Origin of the sequence: Rhizobium sp. Leaf384, assembly GCF_001424065.1 — a bacterium.
GTDB lineage: Bacteria > Pseudomonadota > Alphaproteobacteria > Rhizobiales > Rhizobiaceae > Ferranicluibacter.
Genome location: NZ_LMQE01000005.1, coordinates 215,926 through 241,811, shown reverse-complemented (window position 1 = coordinate 241,811; position 25,886 = coordinate 215,926). Strand labels below are relative to the sequence as shown.

General features: G+C 59.4%; 17 protein-coding genes and 1 tRNA gene. 12 read left to right on the top strand and 6 right to left on the bottom strand.

The genetic code is table 11. The annotated features are described in order from the left end of the window. The first annotated feature begins 15 nt into the window (after positions 1–15). From ASG25_RS09545 to ASG25_RS09530, 3 genes are all read left to right on the top strand, one after another. A complete protein-coding gene (locus ASG25_RS09545) occupies positions 16–1,926 on the top strand; it encodes an AAA family ATPase (protein ID WP_082480041.1) in 1,911 nt (636 codons plus the stop codon). A gap of 488 nt (positions 1,927–2,414) precedes the next feature. Continuing rightward, entirely contained in the window at positions 2,415–3,233 is an 819-nt protein-coding gene (locus tag ASG25_RS09535) for a hypothetical protein (RefSeq protein WP_062472895.1), read from the top strand. 493 nt (positions 3,234–3,726) lie between these two features. Beyond that, the gene (locus tag ASG25_RS09530) at positions 3,727–4,422 is read left to right on the top strand and encodes a hypothetical protein (protein ID WP_062472894.1); all 696 of its coding nucleotides are present in this window, start codon (positions 3,727–3,729) and stop codon (positions 4,420–4,422) included. 235 nt (positions 4,423–4,657) lie between these two features. On the opposite strand, the gene ASG25_RS22210 is transcribed toward ASG25_RS09530, so the two are convergent. The 3 genes from ASG25_RS22210 to ASG25_RS09515 form a co-directional block, all read right to left on the bottom strand. After that, entirely contained in the window at positions 4,658–7,336 is a 2,679-nt protein-coding gene (locus tag ASG25_RS22210) for an EAL domain-containing protein (RefSeq protein ID WP_082480035.1), read from the bottom strand. Between the two features lie 871 nt (positions 7,337–8,207). Further along, a complete protein-coding gene (locus ASG25_RS09520; RefSeq protein ID WP_244479356.1) occupies positions 8,208–10,835 on the bottom strand; it encodes a response regulator in 2,628 nt (875 codons plus the stop codon). Positions 10,836–11,339: 504 nt separating this feature from the next. Further along, positions 11,340–12,266, bottom strand: coding sequence for a manganese catalase family protein (locus ASG25_RS09515; protein ID WP_062472892.1), 927 nt, complete (start codon positions 12,264–12,266; stop codon positions 11,340–11,342). A 769-nt stretch (positions 12,267–13,035) separates the two neighbouring features. On the opposite strand from ASG25_RS09515, the gene ASG25_RS09510 reads away from it, so the two are divergent. From ASG25_RS09510 to ASG25_RS09500, 3 genes are read left to right on the top strand one after another with little or no spacing between them, the layout of a single operon-like run. Then, positions 13,036–14,157, top strand: a complete 1,122-nt coding sequence (locus ASG25_RS09510) for an ABC-three component system protein (RefSeq protein ID WP_062474410.1) — start codon at positions 13,036–13,038, stop codon at positions 14,155–14,157. Next, a complete protein-coding gene (locus ASG25_RS09505; RefSeq protein WP_062472890.1) occupies positions 14,150–14,668 on the top strand; it encodes an ABC-three component system middle component 2 in 519 nt (172 codons plus the stop codon). Before ASG25_RS09510 ends, ASG25_RS09505 begins: the two co-directional genes overlap by 8 nt. Positions 14,669–14,718: 50 nt before the next feature. Beyond that, the gene (locus ASG25_RS09500; protein WP_156466868.1) at positions 14,719–16,602 is read left to right on the top strand and encodes a hypothetical protein; all 1,884 of its coding nucleotides are present in this window, start codon (positions 14,719–14,721) and stop codon (positions 16,600–16,602) included. A gap of 336 nt (positions 16,603–16,938) precedes the next feature. Here the strand turns inward: ASG25_RS09500 and ASG25_RS09495 are convergent. After that, positions 16,939–17,014, bottom strand: a tRNA-Ile gene (locus ASG25_RS09495). A gap of 551 nt (positions 17,015–17,565) precedes the next feature. Next, positions 17,566–18,573: a helix-turn-helix domain-containing protein gene (locus ASG25_RS09490; RefSeq protein WP_062472886.1), complete on the bottom strand. Its 1,008-nt coding sequence runs from the start codon at positions 18,571–18,573 to the stop codon at positions 17,566–17,568. Positions 18,574–18,690: 117 nt separating this feature from the next. Here ASG25_RS09490 and ASG25_RS22205 point away from each other — a divergent pair, with 117 nt between their 5' ends. After that, positions 18,691–19,002, top strand: coding sequence for a DUF1272 domain-containing protein (locus tag ASG25_RS22205; protein ID WP_082480034.1), 312 nt, complete (start codon positions 18,691–18,693; stop codon positions 19,000–19,002). A gap of 955 nt (positions 19,003–19,957) precedes the next feature. On the opposite strand, the gene ASG25_RS09485 is transcribed toward ASG25_RS22205, so the two are convergent. After that, positions 19,958–20,395 (bottom strand): EamA family transporter, encoded by a 438-nt coding sequence (locus ASG25_RS09485; RefSeq protein WP_062472884.1) that lies wholly within the window; start codon positions 20,393–20,395, stop codon positions 19,958–19,960. A 351-nt stretch (positions 20,396–20,746) separates the two neighbouring features. On the opposite strand from ASG25_RS09485, the gene ASG25_RS09480 reads away from it, so the two are divergent. The 5 genes from ASG25_RS09480 to ASG25_RS09460 all read left to right on the top strand — a co-directional run bounded on the left by ASG25_RS09480 (position 20,747) and on the right by ASG25_RS09460 (position 25,884). After that, the gene (locus ASG25_RS09480; RefSeq protein ID WP_244479355.1) at positions 20,747–21,457 is read left to right on the top strand and encodes a hypothetical protein; all 711 of its coding nucleotides are present in this window, start codon (positions 20,747–20,749) and stop codon (positions 21,455–21,457) included. A 136-nt stretch (positions 21,458–21,593) separates the two neighbouring features. Then, positions 21,594–23,327, top strand: coding sequence for a phosphoethanolamine--lipid A transferase (locus ASG25_RS09475; protein ID WP_082480033.1), 1,734 nt, complete (start codon positions 21,594–21,596; stop codon positions 23,325–23,327). A 215-nt stretch (positions 23,328–23,542) separates the two neighbouring features. Next, positions 23,543–25,129 (top strand): phosphoethanolamine--lipid A transferase, encoded by a 1,587-nt coding sequence (locus tag ASG25_RS09470; RefSeq protein ID WP_082480032.1) that lies wholly within the window; start codon positions 23,543–23,545, stop codon positions 25,127–25,129. Then, a complete protein-coding gene (locus ASG25_RS09465; protein WP_062472881.1) occupies positions 25,119–25,502 on the top strand; it encodes a diacylglycerol kinase in 384 nt (127 codons plus the stop codon). The genes ASG25_RS09470 and ASG25_RS09465 overlap by 11 nt, the downstream gene beginning before the upstream one ends. Before the next feature lie 13 nt (positions 25,503–25,515). Then, a complete protein-coding gene (locus ASG25_RS09460) occupies positions 25,516–25,884 on the top strand; it encodes a response regulator (protein ID WP_062472878.1) in 369 nt (122 codons plus the stop codon). Positions 25,885–25,886: the final 2 nt, after the last annotated feature.

The window sequence follows — 25,886 nt, the reverse complement described above, 5'->3', positions numbered from 1 at the left end:
AGAGAGAGATTCGAGATGTCGTCCTACACGATCCATCAACGCGAGAGACAGGCAGACTTCGTCGTCACCGCTGCGAAATACGGAGTTCGGAACGCCCTGCGACCGTTCATCCGCCGCCACCGAGACCTGCCGTTCGTCGTCGTTCTCCATGTCCCGCAGGACACCTGCGAATATTACAGGCGAGCGGCCGAAGCGCTGATCGCGGATCCCATGCCCGTCGATGACGAGGGCAACAAGCTGGCGGTCGTCCTCGCCCTCAACGATGTCGCCGTCGAACCACGCTCGTTGTACAGGCGTTATCGTCACGGTAGGCAGATCGTGCTTCTGACGGAGCGTCTCGAACATGTTCCGTCTGAAATCAGGGCGGCGGCCGACGTCGTCGCCATTATTCCTCCTCCGCCCGCCCGACACTACGAGGCGGCTGCGCGTGAGATCGGGATGACCGGCATGACCCCGGAGATCGCCGCTCTGATGACGGGCTTCTCGTTCGACTTTCTATCCGCGGCCATCACGGAGACAAGGCCTCTGTCCACCGTCGTCCGCTACCTTAAACGGGCGGCGGCCGAGCGGGATACGGAGAAACCCGCGCCCGCCAAACCGAAAAGGCCGGCTCTCGAGGACCTGGCCGGGTACGGAGCGGCGAAGACTTGGGGCCTCCAGCTCGCCGAGGACCTGCGCGCGTGGAAGGCAGGAGAAATCGCATGGGAGGATGTCGACCGCGGAGCGCTTCTGCACGGCCCGCCCGGGACCGGCAAGACCGCTTACGCGACGGCTCTCGCGAACTCTTGCGGCGTGAAACTGGTTCTCGCGTCGGCTGCGCGATGGCAGGCGGCCGGGCACTTGGGAGACTACCTGAAGTCCATGCGCACAGCCTTCGCGCTCGCGGCCAAACAGGCTCCAAGCATCCTGTTCGTAGACGAGTTCGATAGTTTCGGAGACCGAGACAGCCCCGGCGACGACGACCATCGGGACTACAAGCGTCAGGTCATCAACGCCATGCTGGAGTGCCTGGACCCGGCCGAGGGACGGGAAGGCGTGGTGGTCGTGGGAGCGACCAACAACCCGTCGGCGATCGACCGCGCCCTGCTTCGTTCGGGTAGACTCGAGACGCTCGTCGAGATCACGCTGCCTGACGCCGATGCCCGAATGGCGATCTTGCGACACTATCTCGGGACGGATGCCTTGACCGGCGATACCGCCCGGTTCGCGGCCGGAACCGTCGGGTGGTCAGGCGCGGACATCGAGAAGCTGGCACGCGACACCAGGCGGCTCTGCCGAAGCCGGCGGGCGGCCGTGACGATGGAGCTGGTTTTCGAGGCAATGCCAGCACGCTACGTCCTAAGCGAGGACGAGCTTCGCCACACGGCTGTCCACGAGGCAGGGCACGCGATCGTGGGAGTGGCGTTGGGAAGCGATGTCCTCGAATTCGTACGGATCGAACGCGAAGTACGACTGGGAGTGTCGCCTCAGTCCGCTGGGGCAACCGTATTCGAGCGGCGAAAGGGGAGGGTTAGAACAGTCGAATACTACAACGACCATCTTGCAATGCTTCTCGGCGGCATCGCGGCCGAGAGGATCGCCTACGGAAAGCACGGGGACGGAGCCGGCGGGTCTGCCGGGTCCGACCTTTTGGTGGCGAGCGACATCGCCACGCAGCTGGAGCGGCACTACGGCTTCGGCGATATGCTGTCGGTCCAGTTGGGAAGGGGGGACCGTCCGTTAGAGGACTTGAGAGACAAAGATCCCGAGCTTCGCCGCCTTGTGGACGGGCGGCTCCAGGCCCAGCTTGATCGTGCCTCCGCGCTGCTTGCGGTTAGGCGGAGCGAAATGAACCTTCTCGTCGCCCGACTGCTTGCCACAGGACAGGTAGACGGCGCAGAGGTGAGGGCGCTTTGCAAACCTGAATCCAGGCTAGTTCGTGAGTAGGCGGTCGCAGTTGATCCCTGATAGCCGCCTTATGCCTCCTCCGGCATCTACGCTAATGGATTGTTGATAAGGTGACCACGTCGCCGCAGGCGCTGTTGATCGCGCCGTTCCGCACCTGCGTAGCGCCGGCATCGTTGGGCCTGACGAGTTGCTCGCTCACGTCGCTCCGCTCGGATGGGAACACGTCGGACTTACTGATGAGTATCTGTGGAGCGAACTCGGTAAGTCGCGCGGGCGCTTCGGGCCGTTGCGGCTTTCACGGCCGACCGACGGGCTAGCGCGCGTTTTCAGCCTTCTCTCACTGGCCTGCAGGTACTGCAAGATAACTCTGGACACAGCGAATTTCTCCGGCGAGCATATCTGTATCATAGGGCTGACAGGCCTTTGCAAACCAGAAAATGTTCAGTCCAGGCTCGTAAGCTGCAGCGGCGTCATCGTGCGCGGCCACGGCCTCGACGAAATATTCGCCCGCATGAAAGGCAGACACCATGAACGCGAACGACAAGAGCTACCTGTACCTCGTTCTGGGAGAACTCGTCTTTACGAGCGTTCCGGTTGACGGCGACTTGGACGAGGCAATCGTCTCTCTGGTAGGTAGGTTCGCTAAACTCCGCGGCACTGCGCTCTGGATCGAGGACACGGCAGAAGGTCGGCCGCAGACATATCGCAACTCAGCCATCGCGCGTGCTGGCCTGCGCGACAACCAGACGGTAGTCGATGTCTATCTACGCTCCGACCGCAATCCCACTGACGACTATGTTGGACTGGCATCCGACGAGACCGCCAAGCGTTTCAGCCTGGTCCTCGCAAACGCGGAGGCCGAATACTCCGAAGCACTAGGTGCGCTAAAGACAGAAGTGGCGACACGTGTGCCACGGGACGACGATTCCATCTACGATATACAGGAATGCAAAGACGCCGTCGTCGCCGCAGGCAAGAGGGCCGCAGGCGCCCACCCACCTCTCGTTTTGGATTACCATTCGGACATCGATACGGTCCTCGCGGAGTCGGCTTGGAGGGTGACTGGAAGCCGGATCGCTTCCCGTGTGTCTGGCTTGCAAATAGGGGTCATGACGAGTGTCCATGAGTGGGAAATGCTTCCGGCGGTTCGCTTCATGTTCCGCCAGGAAGACGAAATGACCTGGCGCGATGCCTATGCGTTTGTCCACAAGCAGCACGGCGAATGGAAGATCGCGCCCCGAGAGGTCAGTTGGCTGCAAGAACGAAAGAGGCAGTACCGGGTCAACGATGCTCAGATAGGCGTGATCCACCAGCTTCTAGAGGAACTGGGCATCCGTGACGAATAGCCACCGCCTCGTTCAGCGCAGCGATGTCGTCGTCGGGCAACATGGACTTAGGTGCGGGCAGGTAGCGCGCACTGACCGCCAAGCCCTCCGCTCGGTCCCACTCGAACTGTTTCTTATGCTCAAGAAGAAAACGAGAAATCCGTCGCAAGCCTGAAAGCGAAAAGATGGCGGTCCCAGATGTCGAGCCGCACGGACGCAGTTCGGTCAGCTTCATTTCGTTCGCTTTACCCCAGTGATTTCGCACCGGGGCCAAACGGCCGAATGCGTCTACTTTTCAACCTGGCCGCAATGCGAACTCCGGGCGGGTCGATCGAGTGTCCGACAGTAAGGCTTGCTCGGCACCGAATGCCGTCTGACGCTGACTGCCTCGTGATCGACCTACTTCGCGACAGGTGGCGGCATGGCAGTGAGCAAAGCCTCAATCCGCATGCGGTCTTGCGGCCGTCGCGAAACGGAGCGACCCTTTTATGAACGTAGTTTCCGGGGAGGTTGCATGGAACACGGTCAGTCTGAACGGCTGGAGCGATATCATCAAAGGCTTCTGACGTCGTTGATGAGGAAAGAGGCAGCGTTCGAAACACTCGAGGAGGCTTCTGGCCTATGCCAGGATACGAGGGTCGCCAATTTCTCCGTGGAGTTCCGCCTCGATCCCGAAGTCGCGTATGTTCCCGGGCGTTGGGAAAGGGTCTCGGGACTGGGCGCGGCACTGGAACGTTACGTCGAGCGGCTGGGCGAGATGGAACGCGTTCGGTTCGGTACCGGCGCGATTGACGGTCTCACTCCGGCGCACCATGAGGCTCTCGAGGCAGTTATCGAAAGCGCAGAAGTTCTTGCGCGTCTCGGATGGCCGGTCAACTGGGAGCAGAACGTCCAGGTCATTCTCGAGCTCACCGAATACGGTCTACGGGACGGGAGACTGGTCGATCGATATTCTCGGCTGCCCGATCAGGTATGTCTGGGTCAGGAGCTGCTGCTGCTGGGAAGCGTCACTTTCTTCAAGCAGTCCAGGACCGCGAGTGGTAAGCCGACGTCGTTCAAACCGGTGGTGTTTTCGGGAGCGAACCGGACTGCTCACGAGGCGACCGAACTCCGTCTACGCGCTGACAGGGACGATGTCGCTCCTCGGTTCAGGTATGTCAGTGAATGGCTTTCCGGGAAGTCCGGATCAACGTACAGGATCGCCGTGTGAACATCGTCTGGTCTTCGTAGTCGGCGCTCTGAGCCTCGTCAGCGTCATGATTGCCCCCGGGCGCTGGGGAGGTCGGTCTTTTCTGACTTGAAAAACCAACCGGACGGCGTCGGGCAGCCGCAACGCAACCAACAGGGCCATCGGGGCATACTTCCGCCTGCGGCAAGGATCACCGGCTCCGTTGGTAGAAACTCCGGTCGACGACGCTTGTCGGGAGCATCGGAAGCGGCTTCGCTTAAAAGATCTTGTTGGTCTTGACCGATATCCGGGCGGGCATCTCCGGCGGCTCGAGGAACTGGCCGAAGCAGACAACGGCGACGCGCTCGCCGGTCGTCTTGGCGATATACATGTATTCGTCTGCGCGCTCGACATAGCTTTGGGCGTCGTCGTTCTCCTGAAGGAACGTTACGCCGACGGCGGCGCCCGTGAACGTGACCTGGCCGTTTATCGGAATCGGCTTGAATACCCGTTCCATCGTTTTCTGAAGGTAGAGCTGGAGATCCCCCGCGAGCTTGCGGTCGATGTCGAGCATCACGACGAACTCGTCACCGCCTATTCGAGCGATGAAGTCCGTCGCGCGGAAGTTTTCCCGCAGCCTTCTCGCGATGATCCTGAGAACCTCGTCCCCTGCCGAATGTCCGAACGTGTCGTTGACGATCTTGAACTTGTTGAGGTCGATGTAGGCAAGCGCGAGCTTGCGATCGTTCCGGAGGTTGCGGGCGACAGCCTCGGCCACGGCCTCGTCGAAGCTCGCCCTGTTTGGAAGGCCGGAAAGGGCGTCGGTACGCGCAGAAGTCTTCAGGGCGCTTTCTATCTCGCGCTGCTGTCTCACCCGGGCGGATACGTCGATGATGACCTCAACATCGAAGGAAGTGCCGTCGATCACGGTTCGCTGAGCGGAGATCAACGTCGGTATCACAGTGCCGTCGGCGTAGGCGATGTCTACGTCTTCCAGCTCGTAGGCACCGTTCGTGGCGAGGAGACGATGACGGCGGTCGCGCGCGGGATTGTCGATCGCCGCACCTTCCGATGTCAGTTTCTTGCCGCGGATGTCGTCCCATTTCAAGCCGGTCAGACGGAGATACGCGTCGTTCACTTTCAGGTAGCTGGACGTTCTGGTGTCGCTGGTCGTGATCGCCATCGCGATCGGAGCGAATTCGAACATCCTCATCAGCATCGACACGAACAAAGCGTCTGGAAGCGCTTCCGGGATCGCCTGGAGCGTGGGGATATCGGAGGATGCGACCGCATCGGCAACCGGTTCCGCGTTCCGCTCGATTTCATGGAGTTTCGCCATGGTCGCTTCAAGGCGTTCCTGGACCGCGACTTCGCTGATCAAACCGTACCATTTGACGATCTCGCCACCCGCGTCCCTGTGCGGGCGCGCCCGGCTTAGCATCCATCTCCACGTCTCGTCGCGCAGCCGCATTCGGAACATCGTCTCGAACGGTTTGCCGCTTGGCAGCCAGGCAAGCCACTCCTGTCGAACCCGCTGCTTGTCGTCGGGATGCATTCGGCCTTGCCAGTCCGCGATGCGGTCGACGACCGTGTTGATGGAGTCATCGGGTGTCGGCCCCATGTAGTTGACGGCGCCGTCCGCATCGCTCGACCAAGGGATGTTCGGGCTCAACTCGATGGCCCAGCGAGCGTGATCCTCCGTTTCCTGGAGGGCGTTCTCGATCAGTTTCCTGTCCGTGATGTCGATGGCCGTGCCAGATATGCCGATCGCTTGGCCCGCGTCGTCATCGATGCGTTGATGTATCGTAAGGAAGGCGTTCGCCGTTCCCGCCATTCTGCACTCATCCACGACCATCGTCTCGCCATCGAGAATGCGCCGCAGGTCTCTCGTCAAATGGCGCGCTTCCCGATCCGGCATGAACCGGTCGACCGGCTGCCCTACCATTTGGGCGGGACACGAGCCGAGCATTTCGGCATAGCGCTCGTTAACGCTGATATACCGCAGATCGGCGTCAAGATAACAAAGGCCGATCGGAGCCGCCTGGTACAGCGCGTCCATCTGATGGACTCGCTGGAAGAGGGAACCGTTCACCCGGCGCGCAAGGGGTTGTTGCGGTCGCGATACCAGCAGTCGAGCGGTCCGCGACGCGTCGAGGGGCTTTCCAAATAGCCACCCCTGTCCGACATCGCACCCCAGCTTCCTGAGGATGACGGCCTGTTGCTCTGTCTCCACGCCCTCTGCGACGACCGTCATGCCGAGGTTCTGACCCAGGCCGATGACGGAGGCGACGATCTTACGGCTGCCGCTGTCATGTTCCAGTTGTCGCACGAAGCTCATGTCGATCTTCAGCTTGTCAAACGGAAAGGCGTGGAGCTGCGTCAAGCTCGAGAAGCCAGTCCCGAAGTCGTCGAGCGCCAAACCGATGCCTTCCGCCTTCAGCCTGGCAATAGTCCGACGAACGTTCTCGTCGTTTTCAAGAAGCGCGCTCTCGGTGATCTCGATGTGAATACGTGCGAGGGGAAACGCGGTGGAAGTGACCGCGTCGATAACGAGGTCTGAAAGGTCGCGGTTTCCGAACTGTTTCGGGGACAGGTTTATCGCTAGCACGAAGGCCCCGGGCCAAGACACTGCCTCACGGCACGAATCGACTATGATCTTCCGCGTAAGGGAATCGATCAGTCCATTGGCCTCCGCGTAGGGCACGAAATCGCATGGCGGGATTTCGCCGACGACGGGGTCGGTCCAACGGGCAAGGACCTCGAAACCGATGATCGCCTGGCTTTGAAAGTCGACAAGAGGCTGGAATGCCGGCCAGATCGCCGGTGTCAGCAAGGCCTGCTTCAGCGTTTTCAGCCTGAGGGACTTGCTGCCCGAACCTCCCGCTGTGCCTTCGGCGGCTTTTCCCGCGAAAGGCCTCGATCGCTTTGGACGCGTGCATTTACGACGAGCTAACATGTCCCGATCCAGTTCAATGGGAGAAGCATGCCGGGCAATATTTAAGATAAAGTGATAGACCAGGCTCCGGACCTAGCAAAAGCGTCGCGGCGCGTCCCTTATTTCGGATCGCCATGAGCGGAAAGGAGACGTTGCCACGGGTAACCGGATGCTGTCGTCGGACGCGCAGATGCGCCTGATCGATCCTTACGTCCGTCTGTCAGATGGCGTGCCGCGTGTCGGTGACGGGGGGTGTAGAGCGGTATCATCTTCGTCCTACGCAATACCTCGCGGTGGCAGGATATGCCTCGCGAACACAGGCCGCACAGGACGATCTACAATCGTTATCCGACAGAGGCAGCTTGACGTGTTGTACCGTATCCGTGCGGAACTTGCCGCGACGCGCGGCCGATCCGACCCCTTTGAAAATTTTGCCTCCAGCCGACGCTCGTCACACCGCAGCTGGTCTGCGTGAGGAGGGAATGGTCGCCCACGTATCGGGCGCGCCAAAGCCGGGTTGAACGCCAAGCTTCACGCCGTGTTCGACAGAGACGGTCGGCCTCACATCCTGCTATTGAGCGAAGGCCAGACGGGCGACTGCAAACGAGCGGCACATAGGCTGCGTGTGTGCCGACGGCAAAGACGTTCCGACTGGTTTCGCGCTGCCGTGGCCGTGCGCGGCGCCGATGCCTGCATTTCCTCGTGCTTCGATCGGAAAGCCTCCGTCCCACACGACCCCCGATCCACCAAAAGCGTTCCAAAAGTGGAGAGCGTGATCGGCAGGCTCAACGACTGACGGCGCAATCAAGCCATTCAGGACCGCTGTGCTAGACGTTCTCCTCAATCATCTGATTGGCATCGTCTGTGATCTACTGGTTCTTATTCCAGGAGTCTAAGCTTGGTCTCCGGCGATGATGTCTTTTACCCGTCGCGCGAGCGCGTCGCTTGCGAAAGGCTTCGTCATGATCTGCATGCCCCGTTCCAGATGCCCATGATTCAGCACGGTGTTTTCGGCGTACCCGGTTATGAAAATGACCTTCAGGTTCGGAGACGCGACGCGAGCGGCGTCAGCGAGCTGGCGTCCATTCATGCCGTTGGGAAGCCCGACGTCCGTCACGAGCAGGTCGATGTCAGCATTCGCCTGCATCACTCTCATGGCTGAAGGTCCGTCGTCTGCCTCCAGCACGTTATAGCCCAGCTCCTCAAGTATCTCCACTGCGACCATTCTCACCAGCGGCTCGTCGTCCACGACGAGAATGGTGTCATTGTCCTTCGCGCGCGGCATGGCGCCGATGTCAACGGCCTCCTCATCGACTGCCGACCCGGCGGTGTGGCGGGGCAGGTAGATGCAGATCTTCGCGCCGTTTCCAACCTCGGATTTGATGCGGACCGTTCCGCCAGACTGCCCTGCGAAACCATACACCATGGAAAGCCCCAGCCCCGTCCCCTGACCCGTCGGCTTGGTGGTGAAAAAGGGGTCAAACGCCCGGGCGACGACGTCTGGAGCCATTCCGGTTCCCGTGTCGCTCACACACAGGGTTACATAGCTTCCCGGCGCCAGGCCCCGTTCCTTAGCCGCTCGATCGTCGAGCAGACGATTTGCTGTCTCGATAGTCACCTTGCCGCCGTCCGGCATCGCGTCGCGGGCGTTGATGCAGAGGTTGAGGAGAGCGTTTTCCAGCTGTCCGACATCGACGAACGTCGTCCACAGTCCGCCTGCTTCGATCACTTGGACGTCTACGGCCGGTCCTACGCTCCGCGTGATTAGCTCGTGCATGCCGGCGACAAGGCGGTTGAGGTCGGAGGCCTTGGGATCGAGGGTCTGCCGTCGGGAGAAGGCGAGGAGGCGCTGCGTCAGACCGGCGGCGCGCCTGACCGCCGACTGCGCCCCGGAAAGGTAGCGGTCTATGTCTGCGATCCGGCCTTGGGCAAGGCGCGTGTTCATCAGTTCCAGGCTGCCGCCGATCCCGGCAAGGATGTTGTTAAAGTCATGGGCCAGACTACCCGTCAACTGCCCTACGGCTTCCATTTTCTGAGAGTGCAATAGAGCCTCTTCCGCATGAGCGAGCGCCGCCGTCCGTTCTTCGACCCGCGCCTCCAGGGTGCTGTTGAGCTCGGCAAGGGCCGTCGCGGTGTCGCGCAGTGCGGCTTCCGACCTGACGCGCTGGATGTGCGCCCACGATCTCTCGGTCACTTCCTTGATAAGAGCGAGTTCCTCCTCCGACCAATGGTGCGGAACCTTGTCGTGGATGGCCATAAGCGCCGTGAGCCTGCCGGCGCGGATCAGCGGCATGCAGATCGTCGCCGCGATCCCGATGTTCTGGAATGTCCGAGCCTCCTCGGGGGCGAGTTCGGAGAGGTTGTCGTTGATGACGAGAGGGAGACCACGGCTTAGGTTTGAGACCGCAAGCTGTCCGAAATCCGCTAAGCTGTAGTGGCCGACAATGGAAGGCGAGCCCTCCGCCGCCCAGTCGCCCCTGATAGTGAAGCCGTCCTCGTCTTCGTCCATGTCGGCATAGGCGCAGTTCGAAAGCCCTAGATGCTGCGCTACCATCCGCGTGGTCGTGGCCAATATCGCATCGGCATCACGTGTATCGCTCGTCTCCCTGGCGAGGTCGTCGAGGAACCGCAAGCGGGCCTCGGACCTGCGGACGGCCTCGTCCGCGATTTGTCTTTGCGTGACGTCGATCCCGGACACGAAAATATCGGTGACGCTTCCGCTTTCGTCTTTGATCGGCTGGTAGACGAAGTCCAGATACCGCTCGCGCACTGAGCCGTCGCTGTCGTGGAAAGACGAGAGTGCTCCGAACGCGGAGTGAGGCTGTCCGGTGTGACGAATTTCATCGAGAAGTCGCGTGTAACCTTCGGCTACTGCTGCCGGGATGGCGTCCGCGACGGACTTCCCGGCCACGTCGCGTCCACCGACGAGCCGTTGATACGCCGGGTTGGCATACCTGATAACGTGCTCGGGACCGGACAGCATCGCCATGAAGCCGGGCGCGTTCTCGAACATCTGTCTGAAACGCTCACTCTCGGACTCGATGCGCTGCCGTGCGCGTACGGCCTCCGTTGTCTCGATCACGGTGTCCATCATTCCCAGAACCATGCCGTCGTCATCGCGGACAGGGCTGTAGCAGAATGTGAAATAGGCAGTCTCCCGATGTCCATGTCGCGTGGTTTCGACAGGGAAGTCCTCGTAATAGACTGCTTCGCCGGCCATCGCGGTCTCGGCGATAGGCCTCAACGACTCCCATGTCTCAGCCCAGGTGACGCGAAGCGGGATGCCGAGCGCCTCCGGCTTCTCGCCGAGCATCGGCTGATACCCGTCGTTGTAGATCGCGATCAAATCGTCCCCCCAGAACAGGCATTGGGGAAACTTGGACGCGAGCATCGCGTCCACGGTTATCCTTAGAGCGGCTGGCCAAGTGCCAATCGGACCAAGAGCCGTGTCCTGCCAGGGAAAGACGCGCACCCGGTCAGCCATCGGTCCGGTGGAGGAGGGGAACGTTTGGTAGGTCATTCGTCGCGTCGTCGTTGCGGATGACCGATCTATAAAGGGAAACGAGAAGATTGAAAGGCCACCGCATGAGGTGCGACATCCGGAATTCGCGAAAGCCCGAGGCGCGCCTGCTTACGACGTGCGGCGCGGTGGCTGATCCGGGCCGGAACAATTCGCAGAGCGAACTGCCGCTCGTGCTCGACATAGCGTCGACACCTCGCGAAGCTTAACCAGCAGCAGCTCAGCAATGGATCGGATTGGGAAACGGACATATGACTGCTTGACCATGGTCTAGCAGCAGAATCTCGCTGCCGCAGTAACCGTGGTCGTCGCCTCAATGAAGTCGGCAGTTACGATCTGCGCAAGGCTGAAGCCAAACCGTGTTCTACTTCTGGAGTCCGACTGGTGTAGAATACGTGGGCGCATGGATGCCCAATCGTCACCCCTTACCGAGACCGAAGCCCCTACTGAGCACGCCTTCATCGACATCAATGGGGAGCATCGAAACGGTGCTCCCCAATCTGGTTACCGTGACTTTTTATAAAGCTTTTCAGCGATCTCAAACATTTCCTCAGGTGCATAGTCAGGCGTAAACGCGGAGGGCACACCGACCAGCTGGTGGATTTTGCCGCCTTCGGGCATTCCATCGACGACTTCGAGTTCTCCTGGCGGATCGGTGGGAAGCGCCACTTCGCCGTTGCCCCAGATGCCGGACATCTCCTTGTAGTCATTGGGACTGAAGGTGTAGAGCCGGCGATGCGACCCCTCGTCCAAGTACTTCTGGCATTCCGGGATTTTATCGAGCGGGATGTTTGGGGTCGGCAGAAACTTCTTCACATCGACCCCTGTCACCTTCTGCAATGCGAGCGCGTAGGCGTGTGCATGCACCGATCCGCGCACGAGGAGATAACCGCAGACTTCGCGGCCCGTCGGATCACTGAGTGTCTCGTAGACGCGTAGCTTGTGAAGCCGTGCGCCGCATTCGAGATGAAAGTTGTGCAGCAGATCGAGCACGACATTGCCGGTCGTCGTGATGAAGTCGTTGTTCCAGGAAACGCCGTTGCTGTTCACCGGCATCGCACCGCCGCCTCCCGACAGGAAGGCCGCTGCGAGCCGCATATCCTTCATGTCTTCAAATGGAGCTCCCGAGATATCACCGCCATCTCCGGTGTCGCCGTCCGGAACATCCGGGCCATTGTTCAGCATAGCAATGCCGTTGCTAACGAGTTCGACGTGGCCGAGCTCCTCGGCCGTAATAGCGGCGACAAGGCTGTAGAACGGCTTCAGTTTTTCTTTCGATCGGAAGTTGAAGCTCTGGAACATGTAGTTCCCAAGCGTCGACATCTCGCCGTATTTGCCTCCGAGGAGTTCCTGCAAGGCCGCGGCGGCATTTGGGTCAGCGCGCTTTGGCGCAGGCAGGTTAGCCTGCAGCTGGTCGACTCTCATGAACATGGAAGTTCCTTCCGTTTGAGGTCTTTGCCAACCAGCCCACTCCTGCAATGTTCCCGATTAAGATGCACCGCCAATAAACCGCGTGGCTGAGACGTTGGACGCGATTGGCTTTGCACGGGTTGATCTGTGAGGCATCGTTCTTCCGAACGCCGTCAGTTTGTCCGAAGAGCGAAAAGTCAACTTCGAACCTGGTGAGCCTCTACATCGGTAAACGAGGTTGCGAAATCAGCCATGGCATGGCATTGCAGCATTCCCTCCTTTTCCTGCCAAGCCGGTGTTGTAAGATCCTTCAAGACGTAAGACGCGGGTGGTCGGTATCTACTGGCAGCGGGATCCGGCATGACCTTCCCAGCGTCGCCCTGTAACGTCCGGTCGTAATCCGTTCATGGACAAACTCCCCCCGCGCGGCGCCGCCGTTGTTCCGCACCAAATGCGCGTTCCTTTCACCCACTTTGCCCCTGCGGTCGGTCCGCCTGGAACTTAATATACTTGAAGTCCGGAATGCGCCCGTCATTGACGCTTTTGATCAACTCAAGCGGCAGGCGGACGCGAACCTGGAACACGACAAGGCTCAAGGACGATGGTCGCGACTGAATCACGACCATCCCGTAACGATGAGGTTGAAGTCCCGCGGCTACTGCAACGATGTGAACTTAATTCAGGTTGCGTTTAAGTCAGATGCCCTTCCGTCTCTTGCCGACACACCTCTGACTTGTACCTTCTAAGTAGCCTCTATATGTTGCGAACCCTGACTGGCGGATTTTTCAGAATGCAAAATGACGATCTGCAAGTGGTCGACGTCCCGACGAAGTGGCCCGGCGCCAATGCCCGGTTACTCGGCGTCGGTTTCGTCCATGGCCTTCCGGTCAAACCGCTCGACAGGCTCGGGCTATTCAGCCCTGACGAGTTCGAGCGGTTCGTGCTCGAGTGGGCCCATGGCTATCTCAATGGGAAACTCGCGGGAGTGAACGATGTGCAGCAACGCGGCGGTGCTGGCGACAAGGGTCGTGACATCGTAGTGTGGTTCGGTGCGCCAGGCTCTCCAGACCGGTTTTGGCATCTATACCAATGCAAGCGTTACAACGCCAAGATCGGTGTCAGGGTCGGCCTCGCTGAAATCGGCAAGGTTCTTTATTTCGCGTCGATCGGCAAATTTTCCATGCCGAAGGAGTATTGGTTTGTTACCCACAGAGGGGTAACGAATGATTTCCAGGACCTAATCGATTACCCCGACGATTTGAAGTTCGAACTGACCCAAAACTGGGACAAGTATTGCTCCACGGAGATAATCGGTAAAAAAGTCATCAAGCTTGAAGATAAACTTCTGACCTTTGTAGAGGGCGTGGACCTTTCGCTAGTCAGGGTCAAGCAGCCCCTTGATATACTCGCAGAACACGCCGAGACTACTTTCCATAGGATAGTGTTTGGCAAGCCGCTGATTGACCGAGAGAAAGCTCCACCTCCGCCGTCTACGGTCGCAGAAGAGGAGCGCGGGTACGTTCAGCAGCTTTATGAGGTGATCAGCGAGATGATTTCCGCACCCGTGACAAAAGAGGCAGATTTCGCGACCCACCGCAAATCCGCGTCACTGTTCGAGCGTTCGCGCATCACGTTTTATAGCGCCGAAGGGCTCAAACGCCTTGCTCATGACCAGATGCAGCAGGTCGAATTTTTCCATGATCTGGTGACAAAGTTCGGGGACGGCCTCTATCATACGTATAATGGTGCGGCGGCCAGCGGACATGAGCGTCTGACGGCAACGGTAAAGGCGGCCCAGCAGCAAGAGATCGACGCTCATGCCCTCAAAGATCACATGGAACCGTTAGATCGCGAAGGCATATGCCATCATCTTGCGAACGACGGCATAGCGAAGTGGTGCCGGAATGACTAATTCCGCGGGCAGTGAAGCAACACCGCAACCGCCACGCCTGTTCAACACCCCCGTCGAATGCGGTTTTCGGTTGCTGTTCATATTGTCGGCATCGATGCCGGCTCTATTCGACGTCCAACGTCTCATCAGCTATGACTACCTAATCGTTCACTCCGGCGACGTCGATGCGTCACGTCCGAGCCTGCATCCGGCGGTGCCGAATCGCGGGGCGGAATGGGTTGTAAAACGGCAGGTCGTCGACACAGGCCTGTCGCTGATGTGCGCGAGAGAGCTCGTCGTCAGAAACATGACTGATCGGGGAATCTATTACTCCGCCTCCGACCTCACAGCCGCGTTCGTTGGACTTATGAAGACAAGTTATGCCGAGGGATTGCGGGATCGTGCCAAATGGGTGTCCGACAGGTTCGACCCGTATGCCGATGATCGTCTGCAGGCCTACATGGCGGCTCAGGTAGGTGAGTGGGGAGCGGAATTCGATACCTTGGCAGCCTTGAAGGACATTGTTCTCTAATGTCGCGAATAGCTGAGATACGAATAACTGGAAGGGACCAGCTGGACGCGATGATACGCTTCAATCGCGGTCCAAACGTGGTTTCAGGTGACTCGGATACCGGGAAGAGCTATCTTGCAAGGCTCGTAGACTACGTCCTCGGCGCCGATGAACTGAAGAAGACGATTGACGAGGCCGCCGCCTACGAGACGGTTTGGCTCGAGTTCCGGAACGCAGACGATGAAGTTCTCACACTTGAGCGCAGTCTCCATGGCGGGGAAATTCTGGCCTATTCCCAGTCCATTTGCGATCTGATCGGCAACGACAATCTCGAGGTGCCTCGGCCCGACGAAGACCGGCTTCGACGCGATGACACCGAGGCGGAAATCCTCGCGTCAAAGCGGCAGGGGCGGTCCGTCGTACGCGACGTCACGTCAAGGGTGTTCCCGTTCTTTGGGCTGCCGGAGACGGTGACGCTGCGCAAAAATGCCGTCGGCGAGACGCAACGGCTGTCAATCCGAACCATGCTGCCGATACTCCTCGTCGACGAGAACGACATCATTACTGAAGGTTCGCCTATTTTGCGGGGCGCGTTCGGCGACACGCCAGAGAAGCGCATGTTCTCCTATCTGCTCACCGGAAAAGACGATGCCAGCATCGTCGCCCAGGAACGACGCGAAATCGTTTCGGTGCGGCTTCGAGCGCAGCGCGATCTCCTGGCTGACTTGATCGCTCCACTGAACGCCCGTTTGAAGGAGCGTCAGGAGGTCGAGGAAGAGGAAAGCATCGACCGCCTGGAGGCGACCATTACCAGACTGTCGGAAGCGCTCGAACAAAACGCGGCCGAGCGTTCGCGGCTCTACGCAGAGAGGGGAGCCGTTTATCAGTCACTTGTAAAGTCCGAGACGCAGGTTGGCGCCCTCGATGCCATGCTGACGCGTTATCTGCTGCTCGACGAAAGGTATTCGTCTGATCTCCAGCGTCTCGATTTCATCGCTGAAGGCTCCTACTATCTTGATGGACTACAGATCAGCGATTGTCCTCTATGCGGACAGGCTCTCGAAGGGGCGGGACACGAGCACCCAGATCACCCTGAACCTAGATTCAGCTCTCAAGAAGTCTATGCATCTGCTTCGGCGGAAGCCGCCAAGATACGTGGATTGCAGACTGATCTGCAGATCGCAATCTCTGACCTGCAACGGAGGCGCGACGACTGGAAGCGTAGCGCGAGCGACGATGCTGCTCGACTGCGGGAGATCGACAGGCTGCAAGACGCCGTCTTGATCCCGGCCCGTCAGCAGAGCAAAGCGTCGCTGGGCGACTTGGTCAAGAAGCGGCTCGATCTGCAGTCGGCTCGCGCCAACCGATCCGAAGCGGCCAAGCTCGAGATGATGAAAGCGGAACTCGAGAGGGCTATTGAAGAGCCGCAGAAAAAGCTGAAATGGGCCCCGCTCGATCCTATGGCCACGACCGAACTCTGCAGGGAGATCGAAGCGGTCCTCAAGGATTGGTCTTGGAAGGAAGACGTCAGGGTCGAGTTCGAGGAGAGCCAGTATGACGTCAAGGTCAACGGGAAGGTCCGTCGCGCCCACGGGAAGGGGTTCCGAGCCGTTATGCACGCGGCTATTTCAGTGGCATTGTTGAGATATTGCCGCAGCCGCGGGAAGCCGCATCCGGGATTTGTCGTTCTGGACTCTCCGCTGACGACCGTAAAGCAACGTCGCGACCAATCTGACGTCGAAGCGGACGATGACCGTATCGAGCCTACGATCGAGCCAAAATTTTGGGAAAGCCTGGCGTCTGTCGATCCGTCGATGCAGATCATTGTTCTCGACAACAAAGAGCCGCCGCCTGAGTTGGCGGACAAACTCAACCTGCAGATTTTCGCCGGCCTCGGCGCTCGGCCAGGCGAGCGAAAGGGGTTCATCCCCAGCCAACTCACAAACAGGCCATAAGGGAAAAGGCTTATCCGTTCGCACAGGTGCAGACCTTTTTTATGATTAGGCTATCATATAGTTGGATGGCCGATTTCTATCTGCGGTAGCGATAAAAGTTCGAAGGCGTGCTCTGTGGGCGGCTGCGGGTGTCGCCAACGATGAGACGATCAGTGGCGGGGCCGATCTTCTGGCCAAGGCCGAGGAGACACTCGTAACACAATCGCTTCGGCGCAGGTGATTACACAAATTCATTTCGAGGTGCTTCGACTGGGACGACTTACTGTACGAAAACAGAGTTCGTTAGGATGATCGGATCGCCGAAACGATCATCTATGATGACGAACTACAATATCATGGTAGGCCCGGCCAGATTCGAACTGGCGACCAATCGGTTATGAGCCGACGGCTCTAACCGCTGAGCTACGGGCCTGTCCAGTGAACCTAGCAACGTCATCCAGGGGGAGCAAGAGGGCATCGAGTGATCTTCGATCGAACCGCGGCAGCTCTGGTTGTGGCCGACAGCGTTTTCGCGGACACGACGCACCGCCGCGGCCCGACAGTGCTGTTCACGCAGCATACCGCTTGCCTTTCGCGAGCGAAGGACAGTACCAAGAGACCGGTGTGTCCAGCTGATGATAACGCGTGGCGTTCGACGGACGGCGCGCATCACGATACCCAGGCAGCGCCAGGAAGGCAGCTGGTTGCTACAAGGCGATCACAGACGCCGGTGTACCGGAGTATCATCTACTGAGCCATAGTTCAGTGCCACACGTCACGTCGGTGCGCACAGGTTCCGAGGGTCCACTCGCCAGTCCAACGTGGACGTCGGGCCACCACGGCACTCTGGAAAGCCCAACTGCCGCCCGAGCGTATTTAACGGATAGGCGCATCGAGTGCTTCGAATTCCCAAATGATCGGAGTGCACCGCTGTGGATTCTATCGCCGGGTAGCCCGCGCGGAGAATAAAGATACCCAAGGACTTCAGATGCGGCCTTTGCTGCCTGTTCCCGTAGGTTGTCGCAGGTGCGCGAACTGTCTACGATAGAGATCGGGCGAAATCCCGAACGCCTTGTTGAAATGAAGGCGCATGTTCGCCGCGGTCCCCAGCCCGGTCTCCTCCGCGATGCTGTCTAACGAATGCTTTGTACGCTCCAAAAGGTCACGTGCCAAAGCCAGACGTTCCGAATTCAGCCAAGCTCCGGGACTGACGCCGGTCACGGCCTTGAACTTCCGAGCGAACGTACGTTTGCTCATGACTGCGCATCCGGCCATCGTCTCCATGTTCCATGGTTGCTCCAGTTCGCGCTGGACACGATCCAACAACGCGCCCAAGCGGTCGTCCGATATGATCGACTTGGGCCTTTCGATGAACTGCGCTTGACCCCCCAGACGATGTCCCGCGGTTACCATGCGGCGCGCTACGCTGTTGGCTGCTTCCGGACCGATGTCTTTGCGTATCATGTGCAGCAACAAATCGATGCCTGCGGCAGAGCCGGCCGATGTGAGGATGTCGACGTCGTCCGTGTAGAGGGCGGTATCGTCGACGTGAACGGCGGGGTAGAGCGAACGTAGAAGCGAGCCGTGCTTCCAGTGAGTCGTTGCGGTACGATGCGCAAGCAAGCCGGTTGCCGCGAGAAGGAAAGCGCCTGAGCAGATACTGACCAGTCTGGCGCCTCGACCATGCGCCGCGATTAGCGTGTCACATAGGTTTTGGGACGGTTCAGGACCCTTCAAATTCCAGCCTGGAATGATGATGGTCCCGGCGTCTTGGAGACATTCAAGCCCGTTGGGTATGTCTATGGTGATCCCGACGTTCGTCTCCAGCCTACCAGGATGTTCAGCGCAAACTGTAAAGCGATACCAGCCGGGTTCAAGTTCGGGACGTTCCAGCCCGAACACCTCGGAGACGATGCCGAATTCGAACGTGCAAAGACCGTTGTAGGCCAGCGCGACAACGCGCTTATCTCTCGAACTCACTTCTTTTGGCACGATCGTAACTCTGTTTGGCAGTCCTGCTCGTAGCGACCCGATTGCGACCGGCTAAGATCTGTCGGCGGACGGTGACACGCCGCCGCGATTATCAAACCGCTGATGATAGGTGTTAGCATGGCGCTCGAGTTGAGACCAAACTGTGAATTCTGTGACCGCGACCTGCCTCCGCACTCGTCGGAAGCACAGATATGTTCATACGAATGCACGTTTTGCGCAAACTGCGTCGACACGGAACTCTTCAATGTCTGCCCGAACTGCGCCGGCGGGTTCAGCCCGCGACCGATCCGTCCGAAAACCGAGTGGAGGCCGGGACTGTCGCTTTCCAAACGGCCTCCATCCCCGGTAAGGAGGTACCTTTCGTACGAAATACAAGAGGTACAGGAGCTGTCCGTTCGTTTGCGTCATATGTCGCCTGAGGATCGCTAGCGCGTTCAGGTTTGCGCGAGCAGGCAGTCTATCGCCCTGAGCGAGCGAATGTGATTTCGCGCGGCGCTGGCTCCCCACGTCAAGACGCGGCAAGAGGGGAACTCGCCTTTCCAAGGCCGCGAATAATCTCAATCCGTTCGTCAGAAGCGCGGTCGTCAAAGCGGAATTGACGGCGCTTCAAGTGACGTGATGCCGGAGCTTGTCAGAAAGGGCATCCCCGACATAATGACGGACAACGGCAGTTCTTCCAGGTTTCGAGCTCTTTGGACGTCCTAAAATGGCCGGTCACGTTGACCGAGGTCGGACCCGCCAGTCTCGAGAGTCCATGAACTCGTTCCTAGCGAGCGCGGAACTCGCGGACGGACCCCTGTCGTTCGTGACGGTATCTCGGCCGCCGCAGCGTTCCTTGCCCGCGACGTGCAGATGGAAGACGAGCCGACTGTCCTGGCCGTGACGGAAGATAGCATGCGGTTAGGGTCACGCGGAAAAGTGGTCTTGAAGGACGGGGTCCGTCCAGTTCGCCCAACCTCCCGACCAGGCGCGCCCGTTGCAAGTTGGCGAACCCTGTCGTCCGTCGTTCAAGTGAACGTCGCATGAGCGCGGGGGGACGGCAAGCTCTCGAAAAACCCCTGACAGACAGCACGCCAGGCGACAGGAATTTCCAATGCTCGCCAAGCGTTCGACATCATCGTCGGAAGCCGGAGGCGACAGGGACATGTTAGTGACTTCGAATTGTCTAGTGCCAAGATCGAGCTCAAATGCGTCGTTCTCGTTCTTCCCGACCGCAACCATCGACGGCACATCCCACTTTCGAGAAGGAGGTCAACCATGCACGGTCACCCGTCTCGCAAGGTGCAGCCGGACGCAGTCGAGTACTTTCCGTTCGCGAAAATGGAAAACGCCAACCATAACCCTGCCTTCACGCTTTCTATCGAGAACACGAGGCGGTTCCTCTCTAGCTGCGGTAGGCTACCAGAACGGCTCCTGTTGCGATCATGACGATGCCGATCCAGTTGGGTACGGAGAGCCGTTCTCCCAGGAAAACGACAGCGAAGACGGCGACGAGGACGACGGAGAGCTTGTCGACCGGGGCGACACGCGCGGCATCGCCGAGCTTCAACGCGCGGAAATAGCAGATCCATGAAGCACCTGTGGCAAACCCAGACAGGATAATGAACAGCCAGCTTCGCGGCGATACCGAAGACGGCTGCTGCCAGTTGCCAGTGATCCAGAGCATGAGCGCTGCAGCCAGCAAAATGACGATGGTGCGCACGAAGGTGGCAAAGTCGGAGTTGACGTTCTCAACGCCGACCTTCGCGAAAATCGCCGTCAGCGCAGCGAAGCCCGCAGATAGAAGAGCCCAAAGGGGCCAGCCTGAAAGCATAGTCTTCATGGTCGGGATTCCTGTCGCTCGAGCGCGAGCGCAGAGTACGCCCGGTGATATCGGTACAGCAACATGCGATCCGTGGACTTACCATCCATCGCGACGGAGGACTTCGGTTTTCGACGGCGGATCGACAGGCATTGTCGATTCAGAGGCAATGCAAGCAGAGATTACAGGCATCAGGTTATCACCGAGATCAAGGACTGAACCGCGATCCGGATGTCACGGCACCATGATGGTGCTTGTATTCCTGCGACCTCATGACCGGGCGACGGGCCTGGATCTGGACGGCTGTCGTGGCCGTCGTCAGAACGGGTTACGCATCGCTTACCTCCCACCCCATCATACCTGAGACAGATCATGCACCGCAGCACGGAACGCATGCCCTGGACAACGCGCGTCATCGGCAAGGTCGCGGCGGTCACCGTGGCCATCTGGATCATGAAGATCCTCGCCACCACGCTTGGCGAGACCACAGGCGACTTCCTGTCGATGACTCCTGACCTCGCCTACTATGTCGGCTTCGCCATCACGTTTTTCGCGCTCGCGGTCATACTGTTCTTCCAGATCCGCGCGCCGCGCTACAATCGCGCGCTCTTCTGGCTCGCGATCGTGGCGACCACGGCCGCCGGCACCGAGATATCCGACATGTTGGACCGGTCCTTCGGGCTGGGCTACGCCTCGGGATCGGCGCTCCTCGTTGCGGGCCTCATGGCGAGCTTGGCGTCGGGTATGCCCGCGCCAGTAACCTCGCCGTCTACCCCGCCATACGCCGCGACGTGGAGGTCCCGTTCTGGTTCGCGGTCGTCTTCTCCAACAGTCTCGGTAATGCGTTCGGCGATTTCCCTCACCGACAACATGGACCTCAGCTATCTGCAAGGCGCCTTGGTAACGGCCGCCATCATCGGCGCGGTCGTCGTCTGCCTCCACACGACGCGGCTCAACCACATCCTGCTGTTCTGGATCGCCTTCGTCTTCACGCGCCCATTCGGCGCGACATTCGGCGACCTTCTGACCAAGCCGTTGGAAAAGGGCGGCATGGACCTCCCCGCGGTGCGGCGTCGATGGTGACGCTAGGCCTGCTGATCGTTGTCCTGGTCGTCTCGACGATGTCGGCGGCCCGGACACGCCCCGAACTGGAACCTGTACGATAAGACGACTTTCGACGGACAGGGCGGCGACGTCGCTCTGTCCGCCGTAATGACCGATGATCAGACAAGCCGCGAGCAACCGTCCGTTCAGGCCGCTGTCAGGATCGGAGCCGATCAGGGGGACGCGATCGTCGTACCTCCCGGAGCTAGCATTGTCCTTCGTCATTTTCAAACGACCGTCCATTGGAAGCATCCCCCTCTGTTTCCTCGTCACCTTCTACCTCCTGGCAACACTCAACCTTTCGTTCTTCAACGACGCCTTCAACGTGTTCGGCGGGTTCCATGCAGGCTTCTTTGGTTTTGGTCTGGCCATCATGTTCCTGGTTGCGGCGGGACTCGTCGTTCTTTCCGCCAAATACCTCATCAAACCTGCCCTCGTGTTCGCTATCTTGTCCGGAGCGGTGGCATCGTATTTCACGGACACCTTCGGCGTGATCATCGATAAGGAGATGCTGCGCAACGCGGCAGTCACGACACCTCAGGAAGCCGGCCATCTGACGACGCCTCCCTTTCTGCTGCATGTCCTGTTCTTCGGGGTCCTGCCGTCCGTTCTCGTTCTCCTCGTTCGTGTGCGCCATCGGCCCTTCTTCAAGATGCTGGTAGCCAACACCGTCGTCGTGACCGTTCTTCTTTTCGGGTGTCTCGGACTTGTCCTTGCAAACTACGCAGGCATCTCCTCCAACATTCGCCAGCACCGGGACATGATGGCCAAGCTGACGCCGTTTTCGCCAATCACCTCTGCGATATCGCTTGGCGTTAGCGCCTTTCGGGATGCAGGCGTCGTGCGTGCGCCGATAGGCCTGGATGCCAGACTGGGTCCGGTCATCGCAAAATCGGGCAAGCCGTTCGTCACGGTAATCGTTGCCGGGGAAACGGCACGCGCTATGAACTTTTCCCTGAACGGCTACGCGCGTGAAACCAATCCTGAACTGAAGGCTCTCGGGGTCTTCAACTTCACGCAGACGACGAGCTGTGGAACAGCGACTGCCGTTTCCCTTCCTTGCATGTTTTCCGTCTACAGGAAGACCGAGTACACGGACCGCAAGGCGCGTTCCACCGACACCCTGATGGATGTTCTTCACCGGGCCGGCATCGAAAGTGTCTGGTGGGACAACAACACCGGCAGCAAGGGTATTGCCGATCTTGTCAGTTTCGCGAGCATGACGCGTCAGAAAGACTCGGTCTTCTGCCGTGACGGGGAGTGCCTGGACGACATCTTCCTGGGTGAACTTGACCGCAAGCTGGCGGACGTAAAACGAAATACGACAATCGTCCTGCATCAGGCGGGCAGCCATGGCCCTGCGTACTTCCAGCGCTACCCTGAAGCCTTTCGCCGTTTCAAGCCGGACTGCCGCACAGCCCAACTATCGGACTGTTCCAATGAGGAGATCGTCAACGCGTACGACAACACCATCCTCTACACGGATCACAATCTCGCCGAGGTGATCAAGCTGCTGAAGAAGCACGAGGCTGAGATCAACGGCGCGATGATCTACATGTCGGATCATGGAGAGTCGCTCGGCGAAAACGGACTGTACCTCCACGGTGCGCCATACATGTTCGCGCCTGTCCAGCAGACGCACGTGCCGTTCATCACCTGGTTCACGCCTTCGTACACCAAAGTCACGGGCCTGAACCTGACCTGCGTGCAAGGCATCGCAGAGGCACCTGCTTCGCACGACAACCTCTTCCACACGGTGCTCGGAATGATGAATGTCGTGACCAACGTCTACGACCGGTCGCTGGACTTGCTGGCACCATGCCGCGCGCAAGCCTCGACGACATTGTAGGGGATATCCAGTGCTTGATTATGAGCCTTTCGCAGCACGCTTTCAGGTTTCTGTCAGTTTGGCCCGTCATCACGACCTTAGCAGTTTGCGTCTGACGTTTTTCCGGAACCGAAAGCAACTGCCCGATCCAGACAACCAGGTGCGATGTGACTTCCCGAAGACAGAGTTTGATACGAAGCGTCTACCGCCCGTCTCTCGGAAGCATTCCGACCAGCATGCTTGTTGCAGCCTTTCTCGTCTGCTTCACGAACCGGACCTTCTGGTCGAAGGCTGTGGCGTATCTTGCGGATCATCCGGGCGGCGTCGCTGGACTGTTCGTCATCGTCCTTGCCCTCCATATTGCTCTCCTGGCCGCGTTTTCGGTGAAGTTTCTGATCCGGCCATTTTCCATCGTGCTGATCACCGCGTCCGCGATCGGCTCATGGTTCATGGACAGGTTCGGTGTTGTCATCGACGACGACATGGTCCGCAACGCGGCTCAGACCACGCCCGCGGAGGCACAGCATCTGATCACGCCGGGTCTGGCTCTGCACATGCTGCTGTTCGCCGTGCTGCCGATCGCGGCTTTGCTGTGGATACGGATCGTCCACCGGCCCTACCTTCAGAAGGTGCCGCGCAATCTAGCCGTGATCGTCCTCTGCCTCGTCGTGTCGGCCGGCGTGTTTGTCATCAATTCCAAACCGTTCACGGCAATGCTTCGGCAGCACAAGGATCTCGTCAAGAGCCTCAATCCTGGCACGCCGCTTGTGGGCACGGCAAAGTTTCTGCTGCAGACGAGCGGCGAGACCGACGTCGTTGCGGAGCCGCTCGGCCTTGACGCTGAGATCGCCAATGTCGGAGCCACTGACAAGAGACCTCGCGTCACGATCATCGTTGCTGGCGAGACCGCCAGGGCGCAGAACTTCTCCCTTGGAGGCTATGCTCGCCAGACCAATCCAGAGCTGAGCCGACAGGACATCGTCTACTTTCCCAAGACGACAAGCTGCGGCACGGCGACGGCCGTGTCCATCCCGTGCATGTTTTCGAACCTCACCCGAGCTGGCTACACCCACGACAAAGGACTTCGAACCGAGACGCTTCTCGACGTCCTGAAACATGCAGGTGCCGACGTCGTCTGGTGGGACAACAATACGGGCAGCAAGGGCGTCGCAGACCGCGTGACCTTTATCGACCTGGTCAAGACTGCGGACGGGCGCTTCTGCATGATGGGCGAGTGCCAGGACGGTATCTTTCCCGATCGCCTCGACACCTGGCTCGACCAGGTCGAGAAGGACAGCGTTCTCGTGCTTCACACCATGGGTAGTCACGGCCCGACCTACTATCTGCGCTACCCCGAGGCGTTCAGGACGTTCACCCCGGACTGCCGGACGGCCGAACTCGGCAACTGCAAGGATGAGGAGATCGTCAATGCCTACGACAACAGCATCCTCTACACCGACCATGTCCTGTCGAGCGTCATCGAGACGTTGAAGAAGCGGTCCGCAGCCTTGCAGACGGCGTTGGTCTACATGTCGGACCACGGCGAGTCTCTCGGGGAGAACGGCCTCTACCTACATGGCGCACCCTACGTCATCGCACCCGATGTCCAGACCCACGTGCCGTTCTTTGTCTGGCTCGACGATGCCTTTACCCGATCGATGGATCTCGATCGTACGTGCCTTGAAGCCACGGTTGGTATGGAGCGTTCGCACGACAATCTTTTCCACAGCGTCCTCGGCATGATGAATGTCCGGACGACCGTCTACGACCCGGCGCTCGACATCTTCGCTGCCTGCAGAAAGGCAACACCACATGGACAATGACACTCAACCGCGCAAGCTTACGGGCATGGCGCACTTCATCGCCGCAAGCGGCTACTCGGCAGGCGGCCTCTCGCGCGCATGGAAGGAAGCGGCGTTTCGGCAGGAGGTCGGGGCAGGGGCCGTGTTGACGGTCATCTACGCGGCTCTCGGTGTCAGCGTTCCGACGATGGCGGCAGCGGCGGTTCTGTTTCTTGCCCTGATAGGCTTCGAGGCTCTGAATACGGCCATCGAGGAGATCGTCGATCGCATCTCTCCGGAAGTCTCGACGACCGCGAAACATGCGAAGGACCTCGGCTCGTTCGCTGTCCTCTGCCTGATCTCGGCCAACGTAATTTTCCTTTGCAGCTCGGTCTACGTCACGGTGATGACATGACGGGTTCTGATCTATGAAGGTGCTGCTTGTCGAGGACAACGTGATCCTCGGAGAGGCCATCCGCGACCACGTGGAGGCGATGGGTCACGCGGTCGTCTGGTGTGCGACACTTGGCGAGGCGTGTGCAGCCGCCACGGGCAGCGAGTTTGGCGTCGTCCTTCTCGATCTCAGGCTTCCCGATGGCAGCGGGCTGACCCTACTTCAAGCGCTGAGGGCAGCGAAAGGCGCGGTTCCCGTCGTCGTCCTCACGGCGTTCGATCAGATATCTGACCAGATGGAAGCGCTGCGGTGCGGCGCGACCGACTTTCTCACGAAGCCATTCAGTCTGGCTTGGCTGGCTCGCAGCCTGACGGCCGTCACGACCGAAAACGCTGCCTTCTAATG

Bases quoted from the DNA above. Each gene is read 5' to 3' on its own strand.
- ASG25_RS09480 (WP_244479355.1), top strand. From the start codon at position 20,747: ATGCACCGCAGCACGGAACGCATGCCCTGGACAACGCGCGTCATCGGC.
- ASG25_RS09520 (WP_244479356.1), bottom strand. From the start codon at position 10,835: ATGACCTACCAAACGTTCCCCTCCTCCACCGGACCGATGGCTGACCGG.
- ASG25_RS09505 (WP_062472890.1), top strand. From the start codon at position 14,150: ATGACTAATTCCGCGGGCAGTGAAGCAACACCGCAACCGCCACGCCTG.
- ASG25_RS09515 (WP_062472892.1), bottom strand. From the start codon at position 12,266: ATGTTCATGAGAGTCGACCAGCTGCAGGCTAACCTGCCTGCGCCAAAG.
- ASG25_RS09535 (WP_062472895.1), top strand. From the start codon at position 2,415: ATGAACGCGAACGACAAGAGCTACCTGTACCTCGTTCTGGGAGAACTC.
- ASG25_RS09470 (WP_082480032.1), top strand. From the start codon at position 23,543: ATGCTTGTTGCAGCCTTTCTCGTCTGCTTCACGAACCGGACCTTCTGG.
- ASG25_RS09460 (WP_062472878.1), top strand. From the start codon at position 25,516: ATGAAGGTGCTGCTTGTCGAGGACAACGTGATCCTCGGAGAGGCCATC.
- ASG25_RS09465 (WP_062472881.1), top strand. From the start codon at position 25,119: ATGGACAATGACACTCAACCGCGCAAGCTTACGGGCATGGCGCACTTC.
- ASG25_RS09500 (WP_156466868.1), top strand. From the start codon at position 14,719: ATGATACGCTTCAATCGCGGTCCAAACGTGGTTTCAGGTGACTCGGAT.
- ASG25_RS09485 (WP_062472884.1), bottom strand. From the start codon at position 20,395: ATGAAGACTATGCTTTCAGGCTGGCCCCTTTGGGCTCTTCTATCTGCG.
- ASG25_RS09530 (WP_062472894.1), top strand. From the start codon at position 3,727: ATGGAACACGGTCAGTCTGAACGGCTGGAGCGATATCATCAAAGGCTT.
- ASG25_RS09475 (WP_082480033.1), top strand. From the start codon at position 21,594: ATGATCAGACAAGCCGCGAGCAACCGTCCGTTCAGGCCGCTGTCAGGA.
- ASG25_RS22205 (WP_082480034.1), top strand. From the start codon at position 18,691: ATGGCGCTCGAGTTGAGACCAAACTGTGAATTCTGTGACCGCGACCTG.
- ASG25_RS22210 (WP_082480035.1), bottom strand. From the start codon at position 7,336: ATGTTAGCTCGTCGTAAATGCACGCGTCCAAAGCGATCGAGGCCTTTC.
- ASG25_RS09545 (WP_082480041.1), top strand. From the start codon at position 16: ATGTCGTCCTACACGATCCATCAACGCGAGAGACAGGCAGACTTCGTC.
- ASG25_RS09510 (WP_062474410.1), top strand. From the start codon at position 13,036: ATGCAAAATGACGATCTGCAAGTGGTCGACGTCCCGACGAAGTGGCCC.